Below are 24,390 nucleotides of genomic sequence, written 5' to 3'. Positions count from 1 at the left end.
GTCGACGGATCGTCGGTGGCGAGGCCGCCGACGTGATCAACCCGATGAGAGGAACCCACCGCAATGACCCGTGACGAGATCACCGCCGGCCTCGCCGAGATCCTCGAAGAGGTTGCCGGGGTGAACCCGGACGACGTGGCCGAGGGGAAGTCCTTCACCGACGACCTGGACGTCGACTCGCTCTCCATGGTGGAGGTCGTGGTGGCGGCCGAGGAGAAGTTCGGCGTCAAGATCCCGGACAACGAGGTGCAGAACCTGAAGACCGTCGGGGACGCGGTCTCCTACATCGAGGCGCAGTCCTGACCATGACTCGTCCCGACGTCGTCATCACCGGGCTCGGCGCGACGACCCCGCTCGGCGGGGACGTCGCGTCGACCTGGGAGGCCATGGTCGCCGGCCGCTCCGGGGTGAGTGCGCTCACCCAGGAGTGGGCGGCGCAACTGCCGGTACGGATCGCCGCGCAGTTGGCTGTCGAGCCCTCCGAGGTGCTGGACCGCGTCAAGCTGCGCCGGCTGGACCGCTCTCAGGCGATCGCGATCGTCGCGGCGCGGCAGGCGTGGGCGGACGCCGGTCTGGCCGACTCGGGCCTCGACCAGGAGCGGCTGGCCGTCAGCGTCGGCTCCGGCATCGGCGGCGCGACCACGCTGCTCGCCCAGGACGACATCCTGGAGGCGTCCGGGCCGCGCCGGGTCTCTCCGCACACCGTGCCGATGCTGATGCCGAACGGCCCGGCCGCCTGGGTCGGGTTGGAGCTCGGTGCGCAGGCCGGTGTCCACTCGGTGGCCAGCGCCTGCGCGACCGGCGCGGAGGCGATCGCGCTGGGCCTGGACATCATCCGGTCCGGCCGCGCCGACGTGGTCGTGGCCGGCGGCACCGAGGCCGTCATCCACCCGCTGCCCATCGCCGGCTTCGCCTCGATGCGGGCCATGTCGACCCGCAACGACGAGCCGGAGCGGGCCTCCCGCCCGTGGGACAAGGGCCGGGACGGCTTCGTCCTCGGCGAGGGCGCGGGCATCGTCGTCCTCGAACGCGCCGACCACGCCGCCGCGCGGGGCGCCCGGGTCTACGCCCGGCTCGCCGGCGCCGGCATCACCTCCGACGCGTACGACATCGTGCAGCCGCACGCGGAGGGCCACGGAGCGATCCGGGCGATCTCGCGGGCGATCACCGACGCGGACATCGCCAAGCGGGACATCGTCCACGTCAACGCGCACGCCACGTCGACCCCGGTCGGCGACATGCTGGAGATCGGCGCGCTGCACAAGACGCTGGGCGACCACCCGGTGCTGTCCGCGACGAAGTCGATGACCGGGCACCTGCTCGGCGCGGCGGGCGCGCTGGAGTCGATCGCCACCATCCTCGCGATCCGCGACGGGGTCGTTCCTCCGACGATCAACCTCGAGGACCCCGACGAGGCCCTCACGATGGACGTGGCGGCCCACAAGGCACGTCACATGGACATCCCCGCCGCACTCAACAACGCCTTCGGTTTCGGGGGCCACAACGTGGCCCTCGTCTTCGCGCGGGCCTGACGAGACCCCTCGGAGGCTCGCCCGACGGCAGGCGCGTCCGCGACGGCACCGGCCGCCCGGACGGTCCACGGCACCACCGCACGCCGACGGCACGACGGAGGGCCCGCTCACCGAGCGGGCCCTCCGTCGCGTCACCTCCCGTTCACGTCGACGTCGGACCGAGCGGCTACGGTCCGGCGGTGTCCGACGGCACCCGGCAGCCGACGGCGGAGCCGTCCGGCCCACGGTTCCTGGTCTGCGGCGACAGCAGCCTCGCCCGGCGGCTGGTGGCGGAGCTGGTCGACCGGTACGGCGTCGAGGTCACGGTCGTGCTGCCGTCGCTGACCGAGAACCACGCGCCCGACATCGCCGAGTACCAGCCGGAGAGCGGGGAACCCGCGCGGCGACCGGAGATCCTGGTGGCCCGCCGGCTCACGGCGGAGGTGCTGGAGCGGGCCGGCGCGCGGCAGGCGGCCGCGGTGGCGCTGGTCGGCCCCGACGACGTCACCAACGTGGACGCGGCGATGATCGTGCGTGAGCTGGACCCGGACGTACGGCTCGTGGTCCGCCTGTTCAATCCGGTGCTCGGCGCGGGCGTGGCCAGCATGCTCGGCGACTGCGCGGTGCTGTCCGGCTCGGAGATCGCCGCACCGGCGTTCGTGGCGGCCACGCTCGGCGACGACTCCCCGACCCAGCTGGACCTGGGCGACGACGAACGGGTACGCGCGGCCAACCGGCGCACGCTCGACGCGACCGCCGACATCGTCTGCGCCCTGGCCGACGCCGAGTGCCCCGATCCGGTGACGCTGCCGGCGGACGAGGAGGGGGCCGAACTGGTCCTCGTCCGGGCGTACGGGCGGCGGCGGCCCGAGCCGCTCCGCCGACGGTCCCGCCTGCTCCGCACCACCGGACTGATCTTCGGTCGCAACCTGCGGTTGGCGCTGGGCGCCACGGTCGCGCTGTTCGCCGTGGCCGCCGCGGTGCTGACGTACGCCCGGGGCGTGGCACCCGCCGAGGCGGTCTACCTGGTGCTGCTGACCGCGCTGGGCGGCGCGGACGCCGACCCGGCGGCCGGCGCGGTCGAGAAGGTGACGGCCGTGTCGCTCGCGATCGCCGGGATCGCCCTGGTGCCGACGGTGACCGCGCTGGTCGTCGACGCGCTGGTCCACGCCCGGCTGAAGGTGGCCGCCGGCGGCCTCACCGACCCCGTGGCCGGTCACGTGATCGTGGTCGGCCTCGGCAACATCGGCACCCGCGTCCTGCACGAGCTGCACGCCTCCGGCCTGACGGTCGTCGCCGTCGACCGGGTGGAGTCGGCGCGGGGCGTGGCGGCCGCCCGGGAACTCGGGATACCGGTGCTGATCGGCGACGCGACGAGCCCGGAGACCCTGCGTGCCGCGTCGGTGCAGACGTGCCGTGCGCTGGTGGTGCTGACCGCGGACGACGTGACGAATCTGGAGACCGCCCTGGTGGGTCGCTCCGCGCACCGGGCGGCCGCCGGTCAGACCGGCGCGCACCTGCGGGTCGTGCTGCGGCTCTTCGACGACGGCTTCGCCCAGCGGGTGCAGCGGACCTTCGGCCTGACCCGCTCCCGCAGCGTGTCGTACCTCGCGGCGCCGGCCTTCGCGGCCTCGATGATGGGCCGCGAGGTGATCGACACGATCTCGGTCGGTCGCCGGGTGCTGCTCGTCGCCGAACTTCCGGTGGGTGCCGGGTCGGCGGTGGAGGGGCGGTACTGCCCCGACCTGTCCGTGCCGGGGAGGGTGCGGGTCATCGCGATGCGCACCGGTCGCGCCGGTCAGACGATCTGGTCCCTGCCGGACCGTCGTCCCCTCGTCCGCACCGACCGTCTGATCGTGGTGGCGACCCGGGCCGGGCTCGCCGAACTGCTGCCCCGGACCGTGCCCAGCGCGGACCCACCGCCGGCGCCGGAGGCGTCACCGCTGCGGTTGCTCGCCGTTCCGGTGCGCCCCCGGCCGGACCGGCCGGAGCCGGAACGGTCGCCCTGACCCGCTGTCGGGCGGGCTTGACCCGGCGTACCCCGAACCGGTTTGCTGGGCCCGACCGAAGATCACCAGGAACGGACACGATGGACCGACGTACCCGCGCCGCCGTGCTGGCCGCGCTCACCCTCGGCGTGCTCTCCGGCTGCGGCGAGGACGACGACAGCCCGGCCGGGGCGGCCGGTGATCCGACGCCGCGGGCGACCGGCGAGCCCTGGTACGACGAGATCGCCGCCGCTCCGGCCGAGGGCACCGCGGGCGGCGCGGGGACGCCGTGCGTCCTGCCGGTGGGCTTCCCGCTCGCGGCGGGCTGGACGGCGGAGCCGGTCGAGGTTCCCCAGGGCGAGCTGGCGGAGCTGGTCGGCGACGCGCTCACCAAGCGCGGCGGCACCACCGCCCGCTGCGAGGTGGACGGCCGGCGCGCCGGCGGCGGCTTCCTGCGGGTGTGGACGGCCGACCAACCGACCGCCGCGCCCCGGGCCGCACTGGAGGCGTTCGTCACCGGCGGCGGGGAGACGGTCGACGACCAGCAATTCCGCGCGGTACGGGCCGGTGCCTTCGAGGCCACCGAGGTCACCTGGCTCGCGACCGACGAGCTCGCCGAGGAGCCGTCGCGGCACTGGGCGCTGGCCGTCCAGTCGGCCGGCCAGACGCTGGTGTTCACGGTCAACGAGGGCCTGATCACCGAGCGGACGGACGTGCTGCCGGCGTACCGGCTCGCCACCCGGGGGCTCGTGGCCGCCGGCTGACCGGGGGGCGCCGGCCGACGGGTCGGGCCTCAGGTGCCGCAGGTGGTCGCGGGCAGGTGCGGCACCGTTACCGGGGAGCGGCCGGCGGGGCGCGCCTTTCCGGCCAGCACGGCCGCCAGCGCCGTCATCGACGACCGGCTCGACGAGTAGGTGGCCAGCAGCGTCGGTGACTTCGCGTCCCCCAGCACGTACGGGGTGTCCATGGCGACCGTCACCGCGGCGTCGGCGCGCAGGTCCGAGGCCCCGTCGCCGTAACCGACCAGGTGCACCACGGTCCCGCCGCTGGGCACCACCGGCACCCCGGCCGCCTTCAGGGCGTCGGTCAGCAGCGCCCGCGTCCGGTCCCGCCCGCCGGAGGCGGAGACGGTCACCGGGCCCTTGACGGGCGTGGTGCCGCACGAGCCACGCAGCACGGTCACCGCCGCGCCGGCCAGCTTCTCGGCCGCCGCCCGGTGCGCCGGGTCGTCGAGCGTGGACATCGCCGGCGCCGAGGAGCCGGCCAGCCGGAACTTCATCGTCAGCACCCGGGTGACCGCGTCGACGAGCCGAGCCCGGGGCAGCGAGCCGTCGCGCAGCGCGGCCAGCAGCCCGTCGTACGCCTGACCGACGTTCGGGGTCATGAGGATCAGGTCGTTGCCGGCGTTCAGCGCCCGCACCGCCGCCTCCCCGGGCGACCAGCGCATCGCCGGCGCCATGTTCATCCCGTCGGTGATCACCACGCCCTGGAAACCGAGCTGCTTGCGGAGCACGTCGGTCAGCAGCTTGTGGGAGAAGGTGGCCGGCGTGCCCGGGTCGATGGCGCGTACGTCGAGGTGGCCGGACATCACCGCCATGGTCCCGGCCTCGATGCCCGCCGCGAACGGCGGCCACGCGCCGGCCTCCAGCGCGGCGCGGGACTGGGTGAGCGCCGGCAGCTCCTTGTGCGAGTCGTCGGCGCTGTGCCCGTGCCCGGGGAAGTGCTTGACGGTGGCGGCGACCCCGGCGGCCTGGAGCCCGCGTACGGCGCCGCCCACCTGCGCGGCGACCCGCTTCGGGTCGGCACCGAACGACCGCGAGCCGATCACCGTGCTGCGGGTGGCGAGGACGTCGCCGATCGGGGCGAAGTCCAGGTTGATCCCCATCGCGGCCAGCTCGGCACCGGCGGCACGCCAGGCGGCCTCGGTCAGCGCCGGGTCACCGGCCGCGCCGGCGGCCAGCGCGCTGGGCAGGGCGGTCACGCCGTCGGTGATCCGGGTCACCACGCCGTACTCCTGGTCGGTGCCGATCAGGAACGGCGCCGCACCGGTGGGCAGCCGGCCGGCCGCCTCGCGCAGCCCGCTGGTCAGTTCGTGGACCTGCTTCGGGTTGTCGACGTTGGTGGTCGTCTGGTTGGCCTTGGTCGGGTCGTCCGCGCTGAAGCCGACCAGGATCAGCCCGCCGAGCCGGTACTTGGCGATCATCTCGGCGGGGGTGTCCACCCCGGCGAGCGCCCGGTTGCCGGCCGCCGAGCCGGGCGAGACCGTGGTGGCCGCGCTGCCGTACGCGTAGGGCATCAGCACCTGGCCGACCAGGTCCTCGTCGGCGAGCGTGGCGACCAGGGCGGCGGCCCGGGCGGCGGGGTCGGCCGCGGACGGCGTGCTGGGTGTCGGCGCCGGCGCCGTGGTCGACGCGGACGGGGTGGGGTCGGCCGGGTCCGGCCCGGTCGAGCACGCGGAGGCCAGCAGGGCGGTCAGGGCGGCGACGGCGATGCCGGCGCGACGCGGGCGAATCGACACGCCGCCCATCCCACCAGTTCTCCGCGTATCGGGGCAACTTGACCTTCACCTGGCCGGCGCCGGGTGGCGCTCGGGCCTCGGCGGTCAGCCGACCCGGGTGAGCAGGGTCACCGGGGCGCCGTCACCGGCGTACCGGTAGGGCTCCAGCTCGGCGTCCCACGCGGTGCCGAGCGCCTTGTCGAGCGCGTGCGCGATCGCCTCGGGTGCGCGGGCGGTCGCCAGGATGGCGCGGAGGCGGTCCTCCCCGAGCTGGATGTCGCCGGCGGCGCCCACCGTGGCACGGAACAGGCCGCGCCCCGGAACGTGCATGAAGCGCTCACCGTCGGCTCCCGGACTCGGCTCCTCCGTGACCTCAAAACGGATCATGGGCCACTGCCGGAGGGCAGCAGCCAGCTCGGCGCCCGTTCCCGGACGACCGGTCCACCCGCACTCCGCCCGGCGGGCGCCGGGGTCGACGGGCTGTGCCGTCCACTGCAGGTTGACCGGCGCGGCGAGGACGCGCGCGATCGCCCACTCGACGTGTGAGCACACGGCGAGCGGGGTCGAGTGGACGTATACGACGCCACGCGTTGGCACGGTGACCTCCCGGAGAGCGAGGTGCGTCTTCCCCTACGACCTCACACGCCCGAGTGGTTCCTGGTTACACATGATGACTGGTGTGACGGATGGTGCGCCAGGGAATCGGAGAATTCACCGGGCGAGTCCGTCGGAATAGCCGACCGGGTGAGCGCCGTTGTCTCTCAGGACAGCGCGATGACCAGCCAGGCATCGTGGTCGTGTACAGTTCCACCGGCGGCTTTGTGCCGCGCACGTCTTCGCGGGCTCACCATGATGGTGCGGTCCGCACACAGCCCCCGGACGTTTCGTCCTCCCGTACGTCTTGCAAGGAGTACCTCCGTGGCGAGCAACACCTCTAAGACCGCGCGCGCGTCCGTCCGGGCCGGCCAGGCTGGCCAGGGTGGCGCCCTCAGCGTGCTGGGCGAGTTCAAGTACCTGATCCCGCTCAACGGCGGCAAGCACGCCTACGTGCGGAACCTGACCAACGGCAAGACCGCGCACCTGCGCACCGACTCCGAGGCCTTCGTCGAGGAGATCCGGGTGCTGGCCGCCGCGGGCCACGCCGCGAAGATCCGGGCCGAGATCAACACCCTGGCCGCCGCGCACCCCGGCGACGGCTGGGACGCGACCGAGAAGCGCCTGGTCGCGGCCGGCGTCTTCGAGGCCTGAGCCGCCCGCTTCACGCGCACTTCGGAACCGCCCGTCGGGACACCCGACGGGCGGTTCTCTTTCTCCAGGGGCCGCCGCTCCCCCGCTCAGGTGAGCAGGCGGACCTCGCCGGAGGCGAGGTCGTAGAGGGCGCCGACCACGTCCACCCGGCCGGCGGCGACCGGCCCGGCCAGCCGCTCCTCGGCCCGCAACGCGGCCACCGTCCGCAGGACGTGCCGCCGGACGGCCAGCGGATGGGCCCGGGGGTCCGCGGCGCCCACCTCCTCGACCGCCGGGACGATCTGGTCGACCAGATGGGCCAGTGCGCCGCCCGGGCGCTTCCCGCCGCGGGCCACCTCGACCGCCGCTCCCACCGCGCCGCAGCGCTCGTGTCCGAGCACCACCGCGAGCGGCACACCCAGCGCGTCGACGACGTACTCGATCGAGCCGAGCACGGCCCGGTCCAGCACGTGACCGCCGGTACGGATCACACAGATCGACCCGAAGGTCTGGTCGAAGATCGCCTCCAACGGCACCCGCGAGTCGATGCAGCCGAGCAGCACGGCGTACGGCTGCTGCTCGCCGGAGGCGCTCGCCGCGGCGGCGGTGACGTCGTGGCCGTGCACCGGCCGACCGCTCACGAACCGGCGGTTGCCGGCGAACAGCGCGGCCAGCGCGGCCCGGGGCGTGCCACCGGCGAGGCGGCCCGGCGCGGGCGGCGGTGCCTGCGGCGAGCCCATGCCCCCAGCTTGGCCGGCACCGGCCGGTCGGGGGCCCGGGTCGCGAATCTTCTCACCGCCGTGGTTGGCGTGGTGTCATGGCGGGTAGCCGGTGTTACCGCCGGGTATCCCGGTGGGTCGGTCCGGGCGACCTGGGGAGGTGACGATGCCGGAGCAGACGGAGGTCCGTCTTCCCGACGGGGTGCGCCTGCACGTCGAGGTGGCCGGTGCGGCGGACGCCGGGGTGACCGTGATCCTGCTGCACGGCTGGACGCTCGACGGCCGCAGCTGGCACCGACAGCTCGCCGCCCTGGACGAGGTCCTCGGCGCGTCGGTGCGGCTGGTGGCGTACGACGCCCGGGGCCACGGCCGTTCCAGCTGCATGCCGCTGCCCACGGCCACCCTCGCCCAGCTCGGCGACGACCTGGCAGCGGTGCTGGACGCGGTCGCCCCGACCGGCCGTGTGGTCCTGGTCGGGCACTCGATGGGCGGCATGACGATCATGGAGTACGCGCACCGGCACCCCGACCACTTCGCCGCCCGTGCCGCCGGCCTGGCCTTCGTCTCGACGACCGCCGAGGGGCACACCCACACCGTCTACGGGCTGTCGCCGCGGATCGCCCGACTGATCCGGCTCGCCGAGACCACCGGCGCCGGGGTGCTGGCCCGGTGCGGTGCCTGGCGACCGCCCCGGGCGCTGCTGCGCGCGCTGCGCCCGAGCATCCGGTGGCTGCTCTTCGGCGACCGGTGCGATCCCACCGACATCCGCCTGGTCACCTCTGCGGTGGCCCGCGCCTCGCTCCGCTCGATCGGCGGGTTCCGCGCCTCGATCGGGGCGCAGCACCGGCTGGAGACCCTGGCGGCGCTGGCTCATCTGCCGGCCGTCGCGCTGGTCGGCGACAAGGATCGGCTCACCCCGCCGCCGTGCGCCGAGTCGATCGCCGCCGCGCTGCCAGCGACCGAGCTCACCGTCTGTCCGGGCGCCGGGCACATGCTGATGATGGAGCGCCCCGACGAGGTGAACGACGCCCTGCTCGCCGTGCTCCGGCAGGTGCTCGACCCCGACGGGCCGGGCGGGCCGGCCGGGACCACCCCCGGGGCGCCGCCGGCGGCCGACCGGGCCCCGGCCTGACCAGGCCTTCCCGACGTACCTCGGGCGTCGCGCGGCTGACCGGGGCCGTACCCTCGTTCGGTTGGCCCGGCGCACGGCCCGCGACATCCGCGACGCCCGCGCCGACGGGGATCAGGAGCGCGCGTTGACCGACCAGACCACCCTGGAGCAGGAGATGGCCGCCGAGCAGCGGCATCTCGACCGGGTGTACGCCCGGCTCGCCGAGCTGCGGGAGTCCGCGGTTCGCGCCGAGCGGGACGGCTACCGGCTCGCCCGGGTCGGCAACTTCGGGGCGCTGGTCGAACGTGACGCGACGGTCTTCCACGCCGCGCAGCGGCGGCACGCGCTGGACGCCGAGCACGAGGGGCTGGTCTTCGGCCGGCTGGACCTGCGCGACCGGCAGGTGCTGCACGTCGGGCGGCTCGGCATCCGGGACGAGAACGCGGCCAGCATGGTCGTGGACTGGCGAGCCCCGGCCGCCGCGGCCTTCTACCGGGCCACTCCGGCACAGCCGATGGGCGTCGTACGCCGTCGGATGATCCAGTCGGCCGGGGAACGGGTCACCCGCATCGAGGACGACCTGCTCGACCCGGGCGCCGCCCCACCGGACATGGCGGTGGTGGGCGACGGCGCGCTGCTCGCCACGCTGTCCCGGGCCACCGGGCGGGGCATGCGCGACATCGTGGCCACCATCCAACGGGAGCAGGACGAGGCGATCCGCTCTCCCGGCTCCGGGGTGACGATCGTCGCCGGGGGGCCGGGCACCGGCAAGACGGCGGTGGCCCTGCACCGGGCGGCGTTCCTGCTCTACTCCGACCGCAGCCGGTACGCCGGTGGCGGCATCCTGGTGGTCGGGCCGTCGACGGTCTTCGTCGAGTACATCGCCTCGGTGCTCCCCTCGCTCGGTGAGGACACCGCCACCCTGCGCTCGCTGGGGACGCTCTTCCCGGGGCTGACCTCCTCCCGCACCGACCCGCCGGAGGTGGCGGCGGTGAAGGGGTCGCTGCGGATGCGCCGGGTGCTGGAGCGGGCGGTCCGGGACGCCGCGCCGGACGGTCCGGCGGAGCTGCGCCTGCTCTACCGGGGGCAGCTGCTCCGACTCGACCGCCGGGAGCTGGACGGCATCCGGGACCGGGCGCTGCCCCGGGGCGCCCGCCGCAACGAGGTGCGCCGGGCCGGCTTCGACGGGGTCTTCGCGGCGCTCTGGGCGCAGGCCCGCCGGCTGCGGATCGACCGGCTGCCCGAGCAGCGCGCCTTCGAGGACGAGATCGCCGAGCGGCCGGAGTTCCGGGAGTTCCTGAAGGCCTGGTGGCCCCGCCTGCACCCGCGTCACGTGCTCGGTTGGCTGGCCCGACCGGACCGCCTGCGCCGGTACGCCGGCGGCGTCCTCTCCGGCCGGGAGATCCGGCTGCTGGAGGCGGCGTACCGGACGTTGGACACCGAGGGGTTGACCGTCGCCGACATCGCGCTCCTCGACGAGTTGGACGCGCTGCTCGGCAAGCCGATGCGGCCGGCGCGGGCGCGGCGGGACCCGTTCCAGCTCGCCGGTGGCGTGCGGGAGCTGACCACGTTCGCCGACCGGCAGCGCGCCGCCCGCGAGGCGGCCCGGCAGCGGCCGGAGGACTACCGGGAGTACGCGCACGTCGTGGTCGACGAGGCGCAGGACGTGTCGCCGATGCAGTGGCGGATGATCGGCCGGCGGGGTCGGCTGGCGTCCTGGACGGTGGTGGGCGATCCGGCGCAGACCGCCTGGACGGGTGACCCGGCGGAGCTGACTCGGGCGCGGGACCAGGCGCTGGGCCGCCGCAAGAGGCACGAGTTCACGCTGACCACCAACTACCGCAACTCGGCGGAGATCTTCGCGGTCGCGGCCGCCGAGATCCGCCGGGTCGACCCGGATCTGCGCCTGCCCACCGCGGTCCGTTCCACCGGGGTCGACCCGGTCGAGCTCGTCGTGCCGGCGGCGGAGCTGGCGAACACCACCGTGGCGGCGGCCACCGAGGTGCTGGGCGAGGTCGAGGGCACCGTCGGCGTGATCACTCCGGTGGCCCGGCGCGACGAGGTCGCCGGCTGGCTCGGCACGCTCGGCGCGCCTCGCCTCCAGGTGGTGACCAGCCTGGAGGCGAAGGGTATGGAGTACGACGGGGTGGTGCTGGTCGCGCCGAGCGAGATCCGGGCCGACCCGGGGTCGGGTGTGCGGACGCTCTACGTGGCGCTCTCCCGGGCCACCCAGCGGCTCACCACGGTCGACCCGACGGGCTGATCCCCCCGGGGGCGGTCACCGATGGGTGATTACGGCCAGTCACTTGCACACATAGCGATGTGAGCATACATTGGAGCGGTCGGGAGCATTGTCGGAAGGTGGGTCCGTGGGCGCAGGTCATGACCACCACGGGTCGGTGGCGAACGCCGCCCAGCAGCACCGCGGCCGACTCTGGGCGGCGTTCGGCCTGCTGAGCGGCCTCATGGTGGTCGAGGCGGTGGCGGCGTTCCGCACCGGCTCGCTGGCCCTGCTCTCCGACGCCGGCCACATGTTCACCGACGTGCTCGGCATCGGCATGGCGCTCGCCGCGATCACCGCGACCCGGCACGCCAACCGCGACCCGCAGCGCACCTTCGGCCTCTACCGGCTCGAGGTGCTGGCCGCCCTCGCCAACGCTGTCCTGCTCTCCGGCGTCGCCGTCTACGTGGTGGTCGAGGCGGTCGGCCGCTTCGGCGACCCGCCGGAGGTGCTCGCCGCGCCGATGCTCGTCGTCGCCGTGCTGGGCCTGTTGGCCAACGTGGTCGCGTTCGCCCTCCTGCGGCCGGGAGCGCGCGAGAGCATCAACCTCCAGGGCGCCTATCTGGAGGTGCTCGGCGACCTGCTCGGCTCGCTCGGCGTGATCGGGGCGGCACTGCTGATCGCGGTGACCGACTGGTGGTGGGCGGACCCGGTCGTCGCGGTGGCCATCGGCGTGTTCATCCTGCCGCGCACCTGGCGACTCGGGCGCGCGGCGGTCCGCATCCTGGTTCAGGCCGCGCCGAAGCACCTGCAGGTGACCGCCGTGCACGACCGACTGGCCGCCGTGCCCGGCGTGGCCGGCGTCCACGACCTGCACGTCTGGACGCTCACCTCGGGCATGGAGGTGGCCTCCGCGCACCTCACGATGGGCCCGGGGGCCGACGTGGGGGCGGTGCTGGCCGCCGCGCGGAGCGCGCTGCACGAGGACTTCCATATCGAGCACGCCACGTTGCAGATCGAGCCGGGTGCGGCCGCTGGGGCCTGCGGGTCGGTTGAGTGGTAATGAGCACAACCTTAAATCTCGATGCGTATTGTCGTGTTATGCCGGAATATTCCGTAGCCACACCGACACCTTCCGTCACATCTGCTGCACGGACCCCGGTGGCACCGGTAGTCTCGGCTCCGGCCTCCGGCAGGTGGCGCCCACCGGCGCCAGCGGCGGCCGTCGCCTAATCGCCCGACGCGGCGAGCCGGGGAACCACGTTCGTGGGGTGCATCCGCGCAAGCGGTAGGGATCTTCCGTCCCGAACCCGTCAGCTAACCCGGTCGGCGGCTGACGGAAGGACATGTGCATGCCAGTAGTGGCACCGGTACGACGACGCGCCGCCCGCACGGCGGCCCTGATCGTCGCGACGCTCGCCCTGGGCGTCGCGACAACCCCCGGCACCGCCGCGACCGCCGCTCCCCCGGTCGGCCAGCTCGCCGCACCGGGCCAGGACGAGGAGGGCGGCACGCCCGCCCTGCGCGCCCAGCTCGAAGCGGCCAGCAAGGGCTACCTGGACGCGAAGACTGCCCTCGACCGGTCGGTCAAGCGACAGGGTGAGCTCACCGCCCAGCTGAGGACGACCGAGGCGGAGCTGGGCCAGCGCAGCCAAAAGGTCGGCGAGATCGCCGGGGTGGCCTACCGCACCGGACGGCTCGGGGCCGTGTCGGCGCTGCTCAACAGCAACACGCCCGACGGCTTCATGGACCGGGCCGCGGCCCTCGACGCGGTCGCCGCGAACGAGGACCGGGTGCTGCGCGACCTGCTGGAGACCCGGGACGAGGTGACCCGCACCCGCACCGCGCTCGACGGCGAGATCCGCGAGCAGCGCAAGCAGGTCGCGGTGATGGCCAAGCGCAAGGAACAGGCGGAACGGGCCCTCACCGTCGCCAACAACCGCGCGTCCACCACCGCCGACGCCTCCAACCGGGGCACCTCGTCGGCGACGGCCACGCCGGCCCCGCGCAACTCCGACGGCTCGTGGCCCTCGGAGTCGTGCAGCGTCAACGACCCCACCCCGGCGAGCGGCTGCATCACACCGCGCACGCTGCACGCGCTCAACCAGGCCAAGGCGGCCGGCTTCACCCGCTACGTCTCCTGTCACCGCAGCGGCGGCTCCGGCGAGCATCCCAAGGGCCGCGCCTGCGACTTCGCGGCCCAGAAGAACGGCTTCGGCGGCGACGCCACCGGCGGCGACAAGACGTACGGCAACAACCTGGCGGCGTACTTCATCCGCAACGCCGACCGGCTCGCCGTGCTCTACGTGATCTGGTACCGGCAGATCTGGCTGCCCAGCAGCGGGTGGAAGTCGTACAGCGGGGCGGGCGGAGACCCGTCCAGCGACCACACCAACCACGTGCACCTGTCGGTGTACTGATCGCGGGGCGTCGGGTGGCCGTCCTGGGCCACCCGACGCCGGCGCGTCAGTCGGCGGTGGCCGGGCCGGGGTCGCGGTCCAGCAGCGCGCCCAGCCGGGCCGCCAACGCCAGGTGCGCCGCGCGGGCCTGCCGGAAGGCGTACCCGAACAGCGGCGCCGGGGCGGTGAGGGTGATCTCGACGTCGATCCGCACCAGCCCACCCGGCTCCTCGCGCAGCCGGGTTTGGTTGCGGACGGTGGTGGCCGGCCACTGCCGGGCCACCGTGACGATCTCGTCGTCGGCGATCACCAGCACGTCCGCCCGGTAGGACGTGCGGAAACGCACCGGCCCGGCGGCCAGCCGGTCGTTGATGACGTAGCTGGCCCGCGCGCCCGGTCGCGGTGGCAGCTGCCGCACGCGCACGATCAGCGGATGCAGCTCGCCCTGCCGGCCGAGGTCGCTGAGCAGCGCCACCGCGTCGTCTCGGGCGCAGCGCGCCTGGACGGTGTAGCTGAAGGAATCCCGCCTGAGCACGCCGTCTCCCTCGCCGCCGTCGCTCGCCCGATCGTCGCGTACGGCCGGCGCGCTGGCAACGCCCGGACGGTGGGCGACCGCGGACCGGAGGTCCGGGTCGTGGTCACCGGGGACGCGCGGCGTCGGCGGTGGAGCGTGCCGGGACCGGCGCGGACCTGGGCGGCCCGGCCGGAGCGTGACCGGCGGGGGCGTCAGGCGCCGGGAAGCACCTCGGGCGCGGGGGCGCCCGCGTAGTAGGGCTCGGGCGCGCCGAAGAGGCCGAGCAGGCCGGTCACCCAGAGCTGCCGGTGCACGAACCGGCTGGGCTCGGTCACGACCAGCTTGACCCCGCTCACCTCGGCGGTCTGGAACCCGGCGACCATCGCGCTGATGCCGACGGAGTCGATGAAGGTGACGAGCCGCATGTTGAGCTCGATCCGGGTCGGACGTCCCTTGGCGAGCACCTCGGCAATCGCCTCGCGCACCTCGTACGCGGTGTCGACGTCGATCTCACCACGCGGGGCGATCTCCACCACACCACCGGACAGAACCGACTTCACGATCGACAGGCTCACGCGAGCACCTCCACCCGCCCGTTCTCCGGGCGTCTCATCAGTACGCGGGCCGCGACCGAGAGTATTCCTCCAACGGCCTCGGTCGCCACCCCTCGGGATGAGCAATTCGCGGATCAGGGCACTATTCGTCACCCTTGTCCGGAGTTTTCTTTTCGTCTGTTCGTTCAACGAGCCGTCGGACCGACGCGTCGCCGCCCCAGGGTAACCGGTGCCGGCCACTCGGGCGGAAAGGGCACGTCCAGGTCTCGGAACCTCCCGGCTCACCGCCCTGCCGGCCCTGGTCCGGGCCCTGTCCGCGCCTGCGGCGTTGCCCGCGCTGCCTACCATCGGCCGCGGAAGCTCACCGCTACGGAGAGGACCATCGATGATCAAGCGACTCGCGACGCTGGCCGGTGTCGGCGCCCTGCTCGCCCTCGTGCTGGCCTGCGGTTTCGGCGGCGGCGATGACGACGATGACGACGACGACTTCGCGCGCGGTCCGGCCGTCGTCGTGCTGCACTGAGAGCATCCGCCGCCGCGGCGGGTTTGCGGCGGTGACGCTCGGGGCACTGGCCGGTGGTCGGACCGTGACGTGCGGGACAGACGCCGACGTCCGAAGTGGCCGTCGACTTCGGCACCCGAGGAGGTAATCACGATGTTCGGAACCAACCTGCTGGACCGCCGTAGCAGGCCCGAGCGGATCGCCGACCAGGCGTGGCAGCACCTGGTGTCCGTCGTCGGCTCCGCCGGGGACAGCGTGCGGGACACCGCCCGGTCGGCGCGCCGCGGCGGCCACCGCCTGGGCGACGAGGCCGGGGACCTGGTCGGTTCCGCCGCCGACGAGGCCCGCCGCCGCGCCACGCTGGCGTTCGAGGCGCTCGCCGGTCGACGGCCGGCCCTGCCCTGGACGCTGCTGATCAGCGCCGCGCTGGTCGGCGCCGCGATCGGCTGGGCCGCCGGCACGGCTGCCCGCGCCGCGGGCAGCCGCGAGGACACCGCGGTCGACGACATCGAGTTCGTCGACGTGGACCGTCCCAACGCCCCCATCCCCCAGGACTGACCCCACCCCCCGCCCTCCCCCGCTCCCCCACCCGCTCCCGCTCCCCCACCCGCCCCTGCTCCGCCCCCCTGATGATCAAGAGGTTCGCGTCACGTTGGAGATCAACGATGACGCGAACCTCTTGATCATCGGGCCGGGCCGGGTGGGCGGCCGGGAGGGTGGGGGGGCGGGAGGGCGGGAGAGGGGGGTGGGGGTGGGGGTGGGTCAGAAGGCGGTTATGTCCTCCGGGGCGCGTTCGGCGCGGGTCAGGGCGCGCAGCACCGCCGGCTGGCCGTGCCGGCGTACGGCGAGGCGGGCCAGCAGCGACAGCACCGGGTCGAGCACGTCGGCCGGCAGGTCCGGGGTGGGCACGCCGACGCTGACCGCCAGGTCGTCCGAGTGCACCGCGATCTCCATGAGCCGGGTGGTCAGGTAGTCGTCCAGGGTCAGCGACCACGGACCCCGGGCCAGGTGCACGACCCGGTCCGCAGGCTCGGCGGCGAGGACCTGGGCCAGTTCGTCGACCGCCGCGGCCGTACGGGCGACCAGCGCGGCCGGCCCGTCCGCCGCGGTCGCCTCCCCGACCCGGCGAATGCCCACGTTCACCTCGTCGTCGACGCTCGCGCCGATCCAGCGGGCGGGCGCGTAGTGGTCGAGTAGCCCGACCGGCTGACCGGCCGGGACCGGCTCGGCGAGCACCGTCTGCAGCTGGAAGACCTGCGAGGCGAGGTGCCCCGCGAGCCCGGCGACACCGAACTCGGCGAGCGCGCTGGGCGCGTCCCAGCGGGCGGCGACGGCGGGGTCGCCCAACAGTCGTACGGCCGAGTGCGCGGCGGTGAGATAGGCCGTCCTGATCGGACCCATGTCGTACCTCCTTGGGGTGGGACCCGGCTGAGCCTACGAGCCGGTGACGACTCCTGATCGCCGGAGCCGGCCGCCTCGTCCGGGACCGCTCCCAGTCCCGCGACGGCTCACCCCCTCCGGACGAGGGCCGGTCACCCCGTTCGCCGACAGGATCGGTACAGGCGGCGTGCGCGCCGGAGCCGCCCGTCGCGACCGGAGGAGGGACAGATGGCCACCGAGACCACCAGCCGCACCGACCAGGACATCCAGTCCGATGTCCTCGACGAGCTGACGTGGGAGCCGCGCGTACGGCCGCACGAGATCGGGGTGACCGTCGCCGAGGGGGTCGTCACCCTGGCCGGACGGGTGGACAGCTACGCGAAGAAGTGGGCCGCCGAACGCGCCGCGCACCGGGTCGCCCGCGTCCGGGCCGTCGCCAACGACCTGACGGTGCAGCTGCCCGGCGGGGCGGAGCACGCCGACCCGGACGTCGCCGCCGCCGTGGGCCACGCGCTGGAGTGGGACGCGTTCGTGCCGGTGGAGCAGCTGCAGGTGACCGTGTCCGGCGGCTGGGTGACGATGCACGGCGAGGTGGAGTGGGAGTACCAGCGCCGGGCCGCCGAGCGGGTGGTCAGCCGGTTGACCGGCGTACGCGGGGTCAGCAACGGCATCACCGTCCGGCCGGCCGTCCGCGCCGACGGGTACGACCTGGCCGAACGGATCGTCGACGCGCTGGCGCGGAGCCGGGCCACCGAGGCCGAGCGGGTCACCGTGCGCGTGCACGGCGACACGGTGCTGCTCTCCGGCCTGGTGCACTCGATGCCCGAGCGCGCCGAGGTGGAGCGGGTGGCCTGGTCGGCGCCGGGCATCCGGGAGGTGCAGAACCACCTGGCGGTCGCCCCGGTGCTGCGCTGAACCACCCGGGTGGGGTGAGCCGGCCTCACCCCACCAGACGCGAGCGTGGGAGTCATGACTGATCCGACTGGGCTGATCAGCCCGGGGTGGCCGGCGCCGGACTTCCAGCTCCCGGCCACCCCGGACGGGCGGCGCACCGGCCCCGGCGACCACCGCGGGCGACCGGTGGTGCTCGCCTTCTACCCGGCCGACTGGAGCCCCGTCTGCGGGGACCAGATGGCGCTGTACCAGGCCGCCATGCCGGAGCTCGACCGCTACGGGGCCGTCGTGCTGGGCATCTCGGTGGACAGCCTCTGGTCGCACCGGGCGTTCGCGGCGAGCCAGGGCATCGACTTCCCGCTGCTGTCCGACTTCGAGCCCAAGGGCGAGGTGGCGCGGGCGTACGGCGCGTACACCACCCGGGGCGAGGCGGCGCGGGCCCTGGTGGTGCTCGACCCGGACGGACGGGTCACCTGGAGCCACCTCTCCCCGAACGACGTCAACCCGGGCGTGGACGGCATCCTGGACGCGCTGCAGCGGTTGACCGACGAGCGGCGGGTGATGGCCCGATGACCACGCCATTGCAGGTCACCGCCCGTCTGCGGACACCGGTGAGCGACAGCGACCACATCCGGGGCGCGGTGGACGCGCCCGTCACGATCGTCGAGTACGGCGACTTCCAGTGCCAGTACTGCGGTGCCGCGTATCCGAACCTGCGGGAGATGCTCCGGCAGCGGGAGGGGACGGTGCGTCTCGTGTACCGGTACTTTCCCATCGCCAACGTGCACCCGTACGCGGAGAGCGCCGCCGAGGCGGCCGAGGCGGCCGGGGTGCGGGGCCGGTTCTGGGAGATGCACGACTGGCTCTACGAGCACCAGGACCAACTCGACCCGGTGCACCTGTCGCTGGGCGTGGAGCAGCTCGGCCTGCCACCGGACGAGATCGGCGCCGAGGTGGAGCGCCAGGCGCACTCCGACCGGGTGCGGCGGGACTTCGTGGGGGGTATCCGCAGCGGTGTCAACGGCACCCCGACGCTCTTCGTCAACGACGTGCGCCACGACGGCGGGCACGCGCTGCCCGACCTGCTCGCCGCCGTCGACGCCGCCGCCGGCACCTGAGGTAGAGCCGTCGGCGGCGGGAGGTCGGAGCCGTCGGCGGCGGCCCGGAAGGGACCGGCGTCAGATCAGCCGCAGCTCGCGCGCCCGCCGTACCGCCTCGCGGCGACGGGTCGCGTCGAGCTTGCGGTAGATGTTGCGGACGTGGGTCTTGACCGTGTTGACCGACAGTGACAGCTCGCTGGCGATCTCCACGTTGGACAGGATGCTCTGTAGGTAACGCAGGATCGTGAGCTCCCGCTCGGTCAGCGGCTCGCTCAGCGCCGGCGGCGCCTCGGCGGGCCCCCGCTCCACCGGCTCGTCCGCCCCCCGCACCAGGTCGCTCACGGTCGGCCAGTGGGCGGTGCCGCTGTCGAGATGTGCGGCGAGCAGGTCGCGTACGGCCGGTTCGGCGTGGGTGAAGACCCGCCGCAGACCCTCCGGACCGGCCAGGTCGAGCACCTGCTCCAGGATCCGGCCGGCGCGCCGCTCGTCCCCGCCGTCACGGGCCAGGACCGCGTCGAGCAGGCCGGCCTCGACGCGTACCGGCAGGGGCCAGTCGGCCGCCTCCGGCGCCGACCAGTCCGGCAGGATCCGGGCGGCGGCCCGCGGGTCCCCGGCCCGACGCTCGGCCCGGGCCAGGGCCACCGCCAGCGGGGCCAGGGGCTCGACGCGGTCGCGTACCCGGTCGGTCAGCAGCTCCCGCGCGCCGTCGAGGTCGCCCCGGGCGACGCGCAGGTCCGCCTCCGCGGCGAGCAGCCGGTGGGTCAGCTCCGTCGCGGCGGGGCGGTCCGCGATCCGGCTCCGGGCCTCGACGACCAGCCGCTGGCCGGCGGCCGGGTCGCCCCGGTCGTGTCGCAGCAGCGCACGACAGAGCGCGGCCACCGCCTCGGCGGCGGTCTCGGCCCTCGGCGGCTCCGCGCCCGGCGGCAGCTCGTCCGGCTCCGCCCCGCCGATCGCCGGTGCGGCGAGGGCCAGGTTCGCCACGACCTCCTCGGGCTGGTCCCGGTGCAGGGCAACCACCGCCAGCGCCAGGTACGCGTAGCCGCAGTCGAGCCGGCAGGCCCACCCGTGGCAGGGCGGCATGGCCAGCGCCGCCCGGGCGGACGTCTCGGCCGCGCGCAGCTCCCCGCGCAGGGCGTGCAGCAGCGCCGAGCGGCTCGCCGCGACCAGCTCCGTACGCGGTCGCCCGGCCTCCCGGGCCGCGGCCGACGCGCGGGCGAACCGGGCCGCCGGCAGTTGCCCGTCGGCGAGCTCGGTCAGGCCCAGTGCCGTGCCGGCGAACGCGCGCAGGTCCGCGTCGTCGGTGGCGCCACCGAGAGGCCCGGCGCCGGCCACAACTGGCGCCGCCGGTCGCGGTTCGCCGGCCGCACCCGCCGGCCCCGGACGCGGTTCACCGGCCGCGCCTTCCGCAGCGGGTGCCGTCGGGGCCTTGCGCGACCGCACGAGGCGGGCGGCCGCCGCGCGTACCTCGGTGTGGTCGCCGGTCAACCGGGCCAGGGTGAGTTCCAGCGTGGTCGCCAACCGCAGGAACCGGTCCCGGCGCGGCGTCGGCAGGGTGCCCGCCTGCCCGGCGGCGTCGCGCAGGTACCCCCCGGCGGCCGCGACGTCGCCGGCGTGCGCCCGCTCCGCGGCGCAGGCGAGCGCCAACTCGGGGTCGCGGCGGATCGCCTCGGGCGGTGGGGAGGCCGGCGGTGGCACCGGCGTCCCGCTGCCGTCGTACGGGGCCAGCTCCGGCCACCGCGCGACAAACAACTCGGTCGCCCGGTCCCAGTCACCCGCCGACAGCGCGTGCCGCAGCCCGTCGGCCGGGCGACCGTTGTCGGCGTACCAGCCGGCCGCCCGCAGGTGCAGCTCACGCAGCTCGTCGGCGGGCAGCCGGGCCAGCTCCGCCCGGAGCAGGTCGGTCAGCAGGGGATGGCAGCGGTACCAGGGTGGCCGGCTGTCGTCGCGGCTCAGCAGCCCGCCGTCGCCGGCCAGGTCGGACAGGACCCGCTCGGCGTCGGCGCCGCCGGTCAGCGCGTCCGCGAGGTCGGCGCAGACCGTCTCGGCGATGGCCGTACGCCGCAGCAGCTCCCGAGCCTCCGGGTCGACCGCCGCCAGCACCTCCTCGTGCAGGTAGCCGGCGATCTCCGGCTGGTCGCCCCCGAACTGGCCCACCCAGCGCGCCGGGTCCGGCTGCCGGTCGAGCGCGAGCGCGGCGAAGCGGAGCGCGGCCGGCCAGCCACCGGTCCGCGCCCGGAGCCGGTGCACCGCCGCGGCCGGCAGCGGCACCCCGTGCGCGCTGAGCAGGTCGGCCGCCTCATCGTCGGTGAACGCCAGCTCGTCCGGGCCGATCTCGGTCAGCTCGCCGGCCAGCCGCAGCCGGTGCACGGCCAGCGGCAGCCCCGCCCGCGCGCCGACGACCAGGCGCAGCCGCTGCTCCCCGTGGCGGAGCAGGAACTCCAGCCCGCTCAGCGCCGCCGGGTCGGTCACCCGGTGCAGGTCGTCGAGGACCAGCAGCACCGGCCGTTCGCGGGCGGCCAGGGCGGCGGCCAGCAGCTCCAGCTGGTCCGGGCGTGGCGCCCGGTCCGGCACCGGCGCGTCGACCGGTTCGAGGGCCGGGTCGGTGGTGGCGCGCAGCGCCGCGGCCAGGTACGACCAGAGCCGGTCGCCGTCGTCGCCCGCCTCGACGGACACCCACGCCGGCGTCGGCCCGGGCTCGTGGCCGAGGCTGCCGTCCCCACGCACCTCGGCGCCCGCGCCGGCGCTGCCGCCGACCAGCCGCGTCCAGGAGACGAGCAGGGTGGTCTTGCCCCAACCGGCGGGGGCCCGGACCAGCGTGACCGGGCCGGCACTGCCGGCATCCAGCCGGCTCAGCAGCCGGGGCCGGGCGAGCACCGGTTCGGGGAGGGCGGGCGGATGTAGCCGGGAGGCGAGCAGCGGCGGCCCGGTCGTGCCCCGCGCCGCCGCCACCCGCGTCCCGCTCTGCCGCTCCGTCACCCGGCCCCACCCCCACGACGCCGTTCCTCCCCCGGTCGGCGGCCGGTTACCCCGCGGGCGGAGGTTCACCCCTTCGGGGCGAGCCGGTTTCACCCGGGCCGGGTCGACCATCGGAGTACGCGGAACACCGCAGACCGCCGCGGGAGGGACGGGTGGGAGGTTTCGGACGGCTCACCGGACCGGTACTCACCCTCGTCGGGTCGGCGGTCGCCGGGGCGGTGGTCCGGGCGCTGGTCGTACCCCGGCGCCCGGACCACGCCGCGCGGCCGGACCCGAGCCGCTGGCAGGTGGTGACGGTGGCCCCCCGGCGAGGTGCTGCTGCGGGCGGACCGGTCGGCGGTGGACCGGGCCGGTGCGGCGCACTGAGGGGATGCCGCTCGCCCCGCCAGGTGGCAGACTCCGGGGATGGCCGAGGAGCGGACGTACGACATCGTGCTGTTCGGTGCGACCGGCTTCACCGGCGGGCTCACCGCCGACTACCTGGCGCGGCACGCCCCCACCGGGCTCCGCTGGGCGCTCGCCGGGCGCAACCCGGCCAAGCTGGCCGCCGTCCGCGAACGGCTCGCCGCCGTCAACCCGGCGCTGGCCGGGCTGCCCCTGTTGACCGCCGACGTGACCGACGCCGACTCGGTGCGGGCCGTCGCCGAGAGCACCCGGGTGGTGGCCAGCACGGTCGGGCCGTTCATCCACCACGGGGAGCCGCTGGTCGCCGCCTGCGCCCGCGCCGGCACCGACTACCTGGACATCACCGGCGAACCCGAGTTCGTGGACCTGATGTACCTGCGCCACCACGCCGAGGCGGTCCGGACCGGGGCGCGACTCGTGCACGCCTGCGGCTTCGACTCGATCCCGCACGACCTCGGCGCGTGGTTCACCGTCCGACAGCTCCCCGCCGACACCCCGATCACGGTGGACGGCTTCGTCCGGGCCGGCGGGCGCTTCTCCGCCGGGACGTACCATTCGGCGCTCACCGCCTTCTCACGCGCCGCGCAGGCGAGCCGCGCGGCCCGGGAGCGCCGCGCGGTCGAGCCCCGGCCGGCGGACCGGCGGGTCCGCGCGGTGGCCGGCCGGGTCGCCCGCTCCGCCGAGCTGGGCATGTGGACGGTGCCGCTGCCCACCATCGACCCGCACGTCGTCCGGCGTTCGGCGGCGGCCCGCCCCGAGTACGGGCCGGACTTCCGCTACCGGCACTTCGCCGCGGTGCGGCGGCTGCCGACCGTGCTCGTCGGGGCGGCCGGTCTCGGCGCCGTGGCCGGCCTGGTGCGGGTGCCGCCGGTCCGGCGCTGGCTGCTCGGGCGGCTCGCCTCCGGGCAGGGACCCACACCCCAGCAGCGGGCCCGGTCGTGGTTCCGGGTCCGGTTCGTCGGATCGGGCGGCGGCCGTCGGGTGCACACCGAGGTGACCGGCGGCGACCCCGGTTACGACGAGACCGCGAAGATGCTCGCCGAGTCGACCCTCTGCCTCGCGCTGGACGACCTTCCGCCCACCGCCGGCCAGGTCACCCCGGTGACCGCGATGGGCGAGGCGCTGTTCGACCGGCTCACCCGGGCCGGGATCACCTTCCGCGTGCTCGAGACCCCGGCGGCTTGACCCTCGACCGGGTCGAGACCACAGGATCGGCGATCGTGGAGAGCGAGTTGCGCAGCATCGGCGAGCTGGCCCGGGCCAGCGGCCTGACGGTCAGCGCCCTGCGGTTCTACGACTCGGCCGGGGTGCTGGTGCCGGCCCTCGTGGACCCGGTGACGGGCTACCGCTGGTACACCGACGACCAGGTCATGCCGGCCCGGTTGGTCGCCGGCCTGCGCCGGGTCGGCATGCCGGTCCCCGAGATCGCCACCGCGGTCCGGTCCGGGCCGGCGGTCGTGCACCGCCTGCTCGACGCGCACCTGCGCCGGCTGGAGGACGGTCTCGCCGACGCCCGCCGCGAGCTCTCCCGGATCCGCACCCTGGTCGACTCCGAGGAGCCCACGATGTCCACCCGTCTCGTCCTGTCCCGCGCCGAACTGGCGCGCGCCGTCGACGCCGTCCGCTTCGCCGTCGGCACCGACCCCGACCTGCCCGTCCTCGGCGGCGTCCTGCTCGACGTCGAGTCCGACGCCGTACGGCTGGTCGCCACCGACCGGCACCGACTCGCGCTGGCCCGGGCCGCCGCCACGGTCGACGGCCCCCCGGTGCGGGCGCTGCTCCCCGCCGCCACGGTCGACGCGATCCGGCTCCGGTTGGCGGCCGCGGAGGCCGTCGAGGTGACGGCGGTGGTCGCCGCCGACCGGGTGACGGTCACCGTCGACGGCACCCCGCTGGACGCGGCGACGATGCCGGACGACTTCCCCGACTACCGTCGGCTGCTGCCCCGCGCCGGAGGTGAGCCGCCGGCCCACCGCATCCCGGTCGACGCCGCCGCCCTGCGTACGGCGCTGCGCGCCCCCGACGCCCCGACCGTGGCGCGGGAGCACGACGGTCGGACCTACCTGGTGACCGTGCTCGGCGCCGAGGAGGACGGCCTGCGGCTGCTCGGACCGGACGAGTCGACGGCCGGGGTGCGGGTCGGCGTGGACGGCCGCTACCTGCTCGACGCCCTCGACGCCGCCGGTGACGGGCAGCTGGTGCTGGAACTGGACGGCCCGATCGCCCCGCTGGCCGTCCGCAGCCCCGCCGACGAGGGCACCTTCTCGATCCTGATGCCCATCCGCCTCTGAGCGGGTTCACCGGAGGGCGGTCCGGGGCGCCGGCCCCGGTCGCCCGCCACGGTCCGGGCGGCGATCGACGGTGCGTCCGGGCGTGGGCGGGGCCGGCGGTA

General features: G+C 75.2%; 23 protein-coding genes and 1 riboswitch. Of the genes, 16 read left to right on the top strand and 7 right to left on the bottom strand.

Annotation, left to right across the window (positions count from 1 at the left end; translation table 11 throughout):
• Window positions 1-63 precede the first annotated feature (63 nt).
• The 4 genes from GA0070620_RS29255 (at window position 64) to GA0070620_RS29240 (ending at window position 4,263) form a co-directional block, all read left to right on the top strand.
• On the top strand, window positions 64-303 hold the full coding sequence (locus tag GA0070620_RS29255) for an acyl carrier protein (protein ID WP_007072348.1): 240 nt from the start codon (window positions 64-66) through the stop codon (window positions 301-303).
• A 2-nt stretch (window positions 304-305) separates the two neighbouring features.
• Window positions 306-1,532: a beta-ketoacyl-ACP synthase II gene (gene fabF, locus GA0070620_RS29250; protein ID WP_091596199.1), complete on the top strand. Its 1,227-nt coding sequence runs from the start codon at window positions 306-308 to the stop codon at window positions 1,530-1,532.
• 179 nt (window positions 1,533-1,711) lie between these two features.
• On the top strand, window positions 1,712-3,520 hold the full coding sequence (locus tag GA0070620_RS29245) for a potassium channel family protein (RefSeq protein WP_091596197.1): 1,809 nt from the start codon (window positions 1,712-1,714) through the stop codon (window positions 3,518-3,520).
• Between the two features lie 80 nt (window positions 3,521-3,600).
• Window positions 3,601-4,263 (top strand): lipoprotein, encoded by a 663-nt coding sequence (locus GA0070620_RS29240; protein ID WP_091596195.1) that lies wholly within the window; start codon window positions 3,601-3,603, stop codon window positions 4,261-4,263.
• 29 nt (window positions 4,264-4,292) lie between these two features.
• Here the strand turns inward: GA0070620_RS29240 and GA0070620_RS29235 are convergent, their stop codons facing one another.
• A complete protein-coding gene (locus GA0070620_RS29235) occupies window positions 4,293-6,026 on the bottom strand; it encodes a glycoside hydrolase family 3 protein (protein ID WP_091596193.1) in 1,734 nt (577 codons plus the stop codon).
• Between the two features lie 75 nt (window positions 6,027-6,101).
• Window positions 6,102-6,593 carry a DUF3145 domain-containing protein gene (locus GA0070620_RS29230; protein WP_091596191.1) on the bottom strand — a complete coding sequence of 164 codons (492 nt, stop codon included), beginning with the start codon at window positions 6,591-6,593 and terminating at the stop codon, window positions 6,102-6,104.
• A 321-nt stretch (window positions 6,594-6,914) separates the two neighbouring features.
• Here GA0070620_RS29230 and GA0070620_RS29225 point away from each other — a divergent pair, with 321 nt between their 5' ends.
• Window positions 6,915-7,244 carry a hypothetical protein gene (locus GA0070620_RS29225; protein ID WP_091596189.1) on the top strand — a complete coding sequence of 110 codons (330 nt, stop codon included), beginning with the start codon at window positions 6,915-6,917 and terminating at the stop codon, window positions 7,242-7,244.
• A gap of 86 nt (window positions 7,245-7,330) precedes the next feature.
• Here the strand turns inward: GA0070620_RS29225 and GA0070620_RS29220 are convergent, their stop codons facing one another.
• Window positions 7,331-7,963: a carbonic anhydrase gene (locus GA0070620_RS29220; RefSeq protein WP_091596187.1), complete on the bottom strand. Its 633-nt coding sequence runs from the start codon at window positions 7,961-7,963 to the stop codon at window positions 7,331-7,333.
• A 145-nt stretch (window positions 7,964-8,108) separates the two neighbouring features.
• Between GA0070620_RS29220 and GA0070620_RS29215 the strand changes: the two genes are divergently transcribed.
• The 4 genes from GA0070620_RS29215 to GA0070620_RS29200 all read left to right on the top strand — a co-directional run bounded on the left by GA0070620_RS29215 (window position 8,109) and on the right by GA0070620_RS29200 (window position 13,694).
• The gene (locus tag GA0070620_RS29215) at window positions 8,109-9,074 is read left to right on the top strand and encodes an alpha/beta fold hydrolase (RefSeq protein WP_091596185.1); all 966 of its coding nucleotides are present in this window, start codon (window positions 8,109-8,111) and stop codon (window positions 9,072-9,074) included.
• A 124-nt stretch (window positions 9,075-9,198) separates the two neighbouring features.
• Window positions 9,199-11,316, top strand: coding sequence for a HelD family protein (locus tag GA0070620_RS29210; protein WP_091599556.1), 2,118 nt, complete (start codon window positions 9,199-9,201; stop codon window positions 11,314-11,316).
• Between the two features lie 106 nt (window positions 11,317-11,422).
• Window positions 11,423-12,337 carry a cation diffusion facilitator family transporter gene (locus GA0070620_RS29205; RefSeq protein ID WP_091596183.1) on the top strand — a complete coding sequence of 305 codons (915 nt, stop codon included), beginning with the start codon at window positions 11,423-11,425 and terminating at the stop codon, window positions 12,335-12,337.
• 153 nt (window positions 12,338-12,490) lie between these two features.
• Window positions 12,491-12,622: riboswitch (cyclic di-AMP (ydaO/yuaA leader) on the top strand.
• A 4-nt stretch (window positions 12,623-12,626) separates the two neighbouring features.
• Window positions 12,627-13,694 carry a coiled-coil domain-containing protein gene (locus GA0070620_RS29200; protein WP_091596181.1) on the top strand — a complete coding sequence of 356 codons (1,068 nt, stop codon included), beginning with the start codon at window positions 12,627-12,629 and terminating at the stop codon, window positions 13,692-13,694.
• Window positions 13,695-13,740: 46 nt separating this feature from the next.
• Here GA0070620_RS29200 and GA0070620_RS29195 read toward each other — a convergent pair whose 3' ends face one another.
• The gene (locus GA0070620_RS29195) at window positions 13,741-14,208 is read right to left on the bottom strand and encodes a hypothetical protein (protein ID WP_091596179.1); all 468 of its coding nucleotides are present in this window, start codon (window positions 14,206-14,208) and stop codon (window positions 13,741-13,743) included.
• Between the two features lie 191 nt (window positions 14,209-14,399).
• Window positions 14,400-14,762: an STAS domain-containing protein gene (locus GA0070620_RS29190; RefSeq protein ID WP_091596177.1), complete on the bottom strand. Its 363-nt coding sequence runs from the start codon at window positions 14,760-14,762 to the stop codon at window positions 14,400-14,402.
• Between the two features lie 364 nt (window positions 14,763-15,126).
• Here GA0070620_RS29190 and GA0070620_RS32835 point away from each other — a divergent pair, with 364 nt between their 5' ends.
• Both GA0070620_RS32835 and GA0070620_RS29185 read left to right on the top strand, forming a co-directional pair.
• Window positions 15,127-15,264 carry a hypothetical protein gene (locus GA0070620_RS32835; RefSeq protein ID WP_157741730.1) on the top strand — a complete coding sequence of 46 codons (138 nt, stop codon included), beginning with the start codon at window positions 15,127-15,129 and terminating at the stop codon, window positions 15,262-15,264.
• A gap of 132 nt (window positions 15,265-15,396) precedes the next feature.
• Complete coding sequence (locus GA0070620_RS29185; protein ID WP_091596175.1) at window positions 15,397-15,801, top strand: hypothetical protein; 405 nt, start codon at window positions 15,397-15,399, stop codon at window positions 15,799-15,801.
• A gap of 204 nt (window positions 15,802-16,005) precedes the next feature.
• Here the strand turns inward: GA0070620_RS29185 and GA0070620_RS29180 are convergent, their stop codons facing one another.
• A complete protein-coding gene (locus GA0070620_RS29180; RefSeq protein ID WP_091596174.1) occupies window positions 16,006-16,644 on the bottom strand; it encodes a maleylpyruvate isomerase N-terminal domain-containing protein in 639 nt (212 codons plus the stop codon).
• A gap of 207 nt (window positions 16,645-16,851) precedes the next feature.
• Here GA0070620_RS29180 and GA0070620_RS29175 point away from each other — a divergent pair, with 207 nt between their 5' ends.
• Genes GA0070620_RS29175 through GA0070620_RS29165 form a run of 3 tightly spaced genes read left to right on the top strand, consistent with a single transcriptional unit; the run spans window position 16,852 to window position 18,635 of the window.
• A complete protein-coding gene (locus tag GA0070620_RS29175) occupies window positions 16,852-17,538 on the top strand; it encodes a BON domain-containing protein (RefSeq protein WP_091596172.1) in 687 nt (228 codons plus the stop codon).
• A gap of 54 nt (window positions 17,539-17,592) precedes the next feature.
• Complete coding sequence (locus GA0070620_RS29170) at window positions 17,593-18,090, top strand: redoxin domain-containing protein (RefSeq protein WP_091596170.1); 498 nt, start codon at window positions 17,593-17,595, stop codon at window positions 18,088-18,090.
• A complete protein-coding gene (locus tag GA0070620_RS29165) occupies window positions 18,087-18,635 on the top strand; it encodes a DsbA family protein (RefSeq protein ID WP_091596168.1) in 549 nt (182 codons plus the stop codon). Before GA0070620_RS29170 ends, GA0070620_RS29165 begins: the two co-directional genes overlap by 4 nt.
• Before the next feature lie 60 nt (window positions 18,636-18,695).
• Here GA0070620_RS29165 and GA0070620_RS29160 read toward each other — a convergent pair whose 3' ends face one another.
• Window positions 18,696-21,704: a helix-turn-helix transcriptional regulator gene (locus tag GA0070620_RS29160; protein WP_091596166.1), complete on the bottom strand. Its 3,009-nt coding sequence runs from the start codon at window positions 21,702-21,704 to the stop codon at window positions 18,696-18,698.
• Window positions 21,705-21,998: 294 nt separating this feature from the next.
• On the opposite strand from GA0070620_RS29160, the gene GA0070620_RS29155 reads away from it, so the two are divergent.
• Both GA0070620_RS29155 and GA0070620_RS29150 read left to right on the top strand, forming a co-directional pair.
• Window positions 21,999-23,183: a saccharopine dehydrogenase family protein gene (locus GA0070620_RS29155; RefSeq protein ID WP_091596164.1), complete on the top strand. Its 1,185-nt coding sequence runs from the start codon at window positions 21,999-22,001 to the stop codon at window positions 23,181-23,183.
• A 47-nt stretch (window positions 23,184-23,230) separates the two neighbouring features.
• Window positions 23,231-24,289: a DNA polymerase III subunit beta family protein gene (locus GA0070620_RS29150; RefSeq protein WP_091599552.1), complete on the top strand. Its 1,059-nt coding sequence runs from the start codon at window positions 23,231-23,233 to the stop codon at window positions 24,287-24,289.
• Window positions 24,290-24,390 lie beyond the last annotated feature (101 nt).

This window comes from Micromonospora krabiensis (assembly GCF_900091425.1).
Classification (GTDB): domain Bacteria; phylum Actinomycetota; class Actinomycetes; order Mycobacteriales; family Micromonosporaceae; genus Micromonospora; species Micromonospora krabiensis.
Note: the sequence above shows the minus strand (reverse complement) of the source record. Positions and strands in the feature narration are given on the sequence as shown.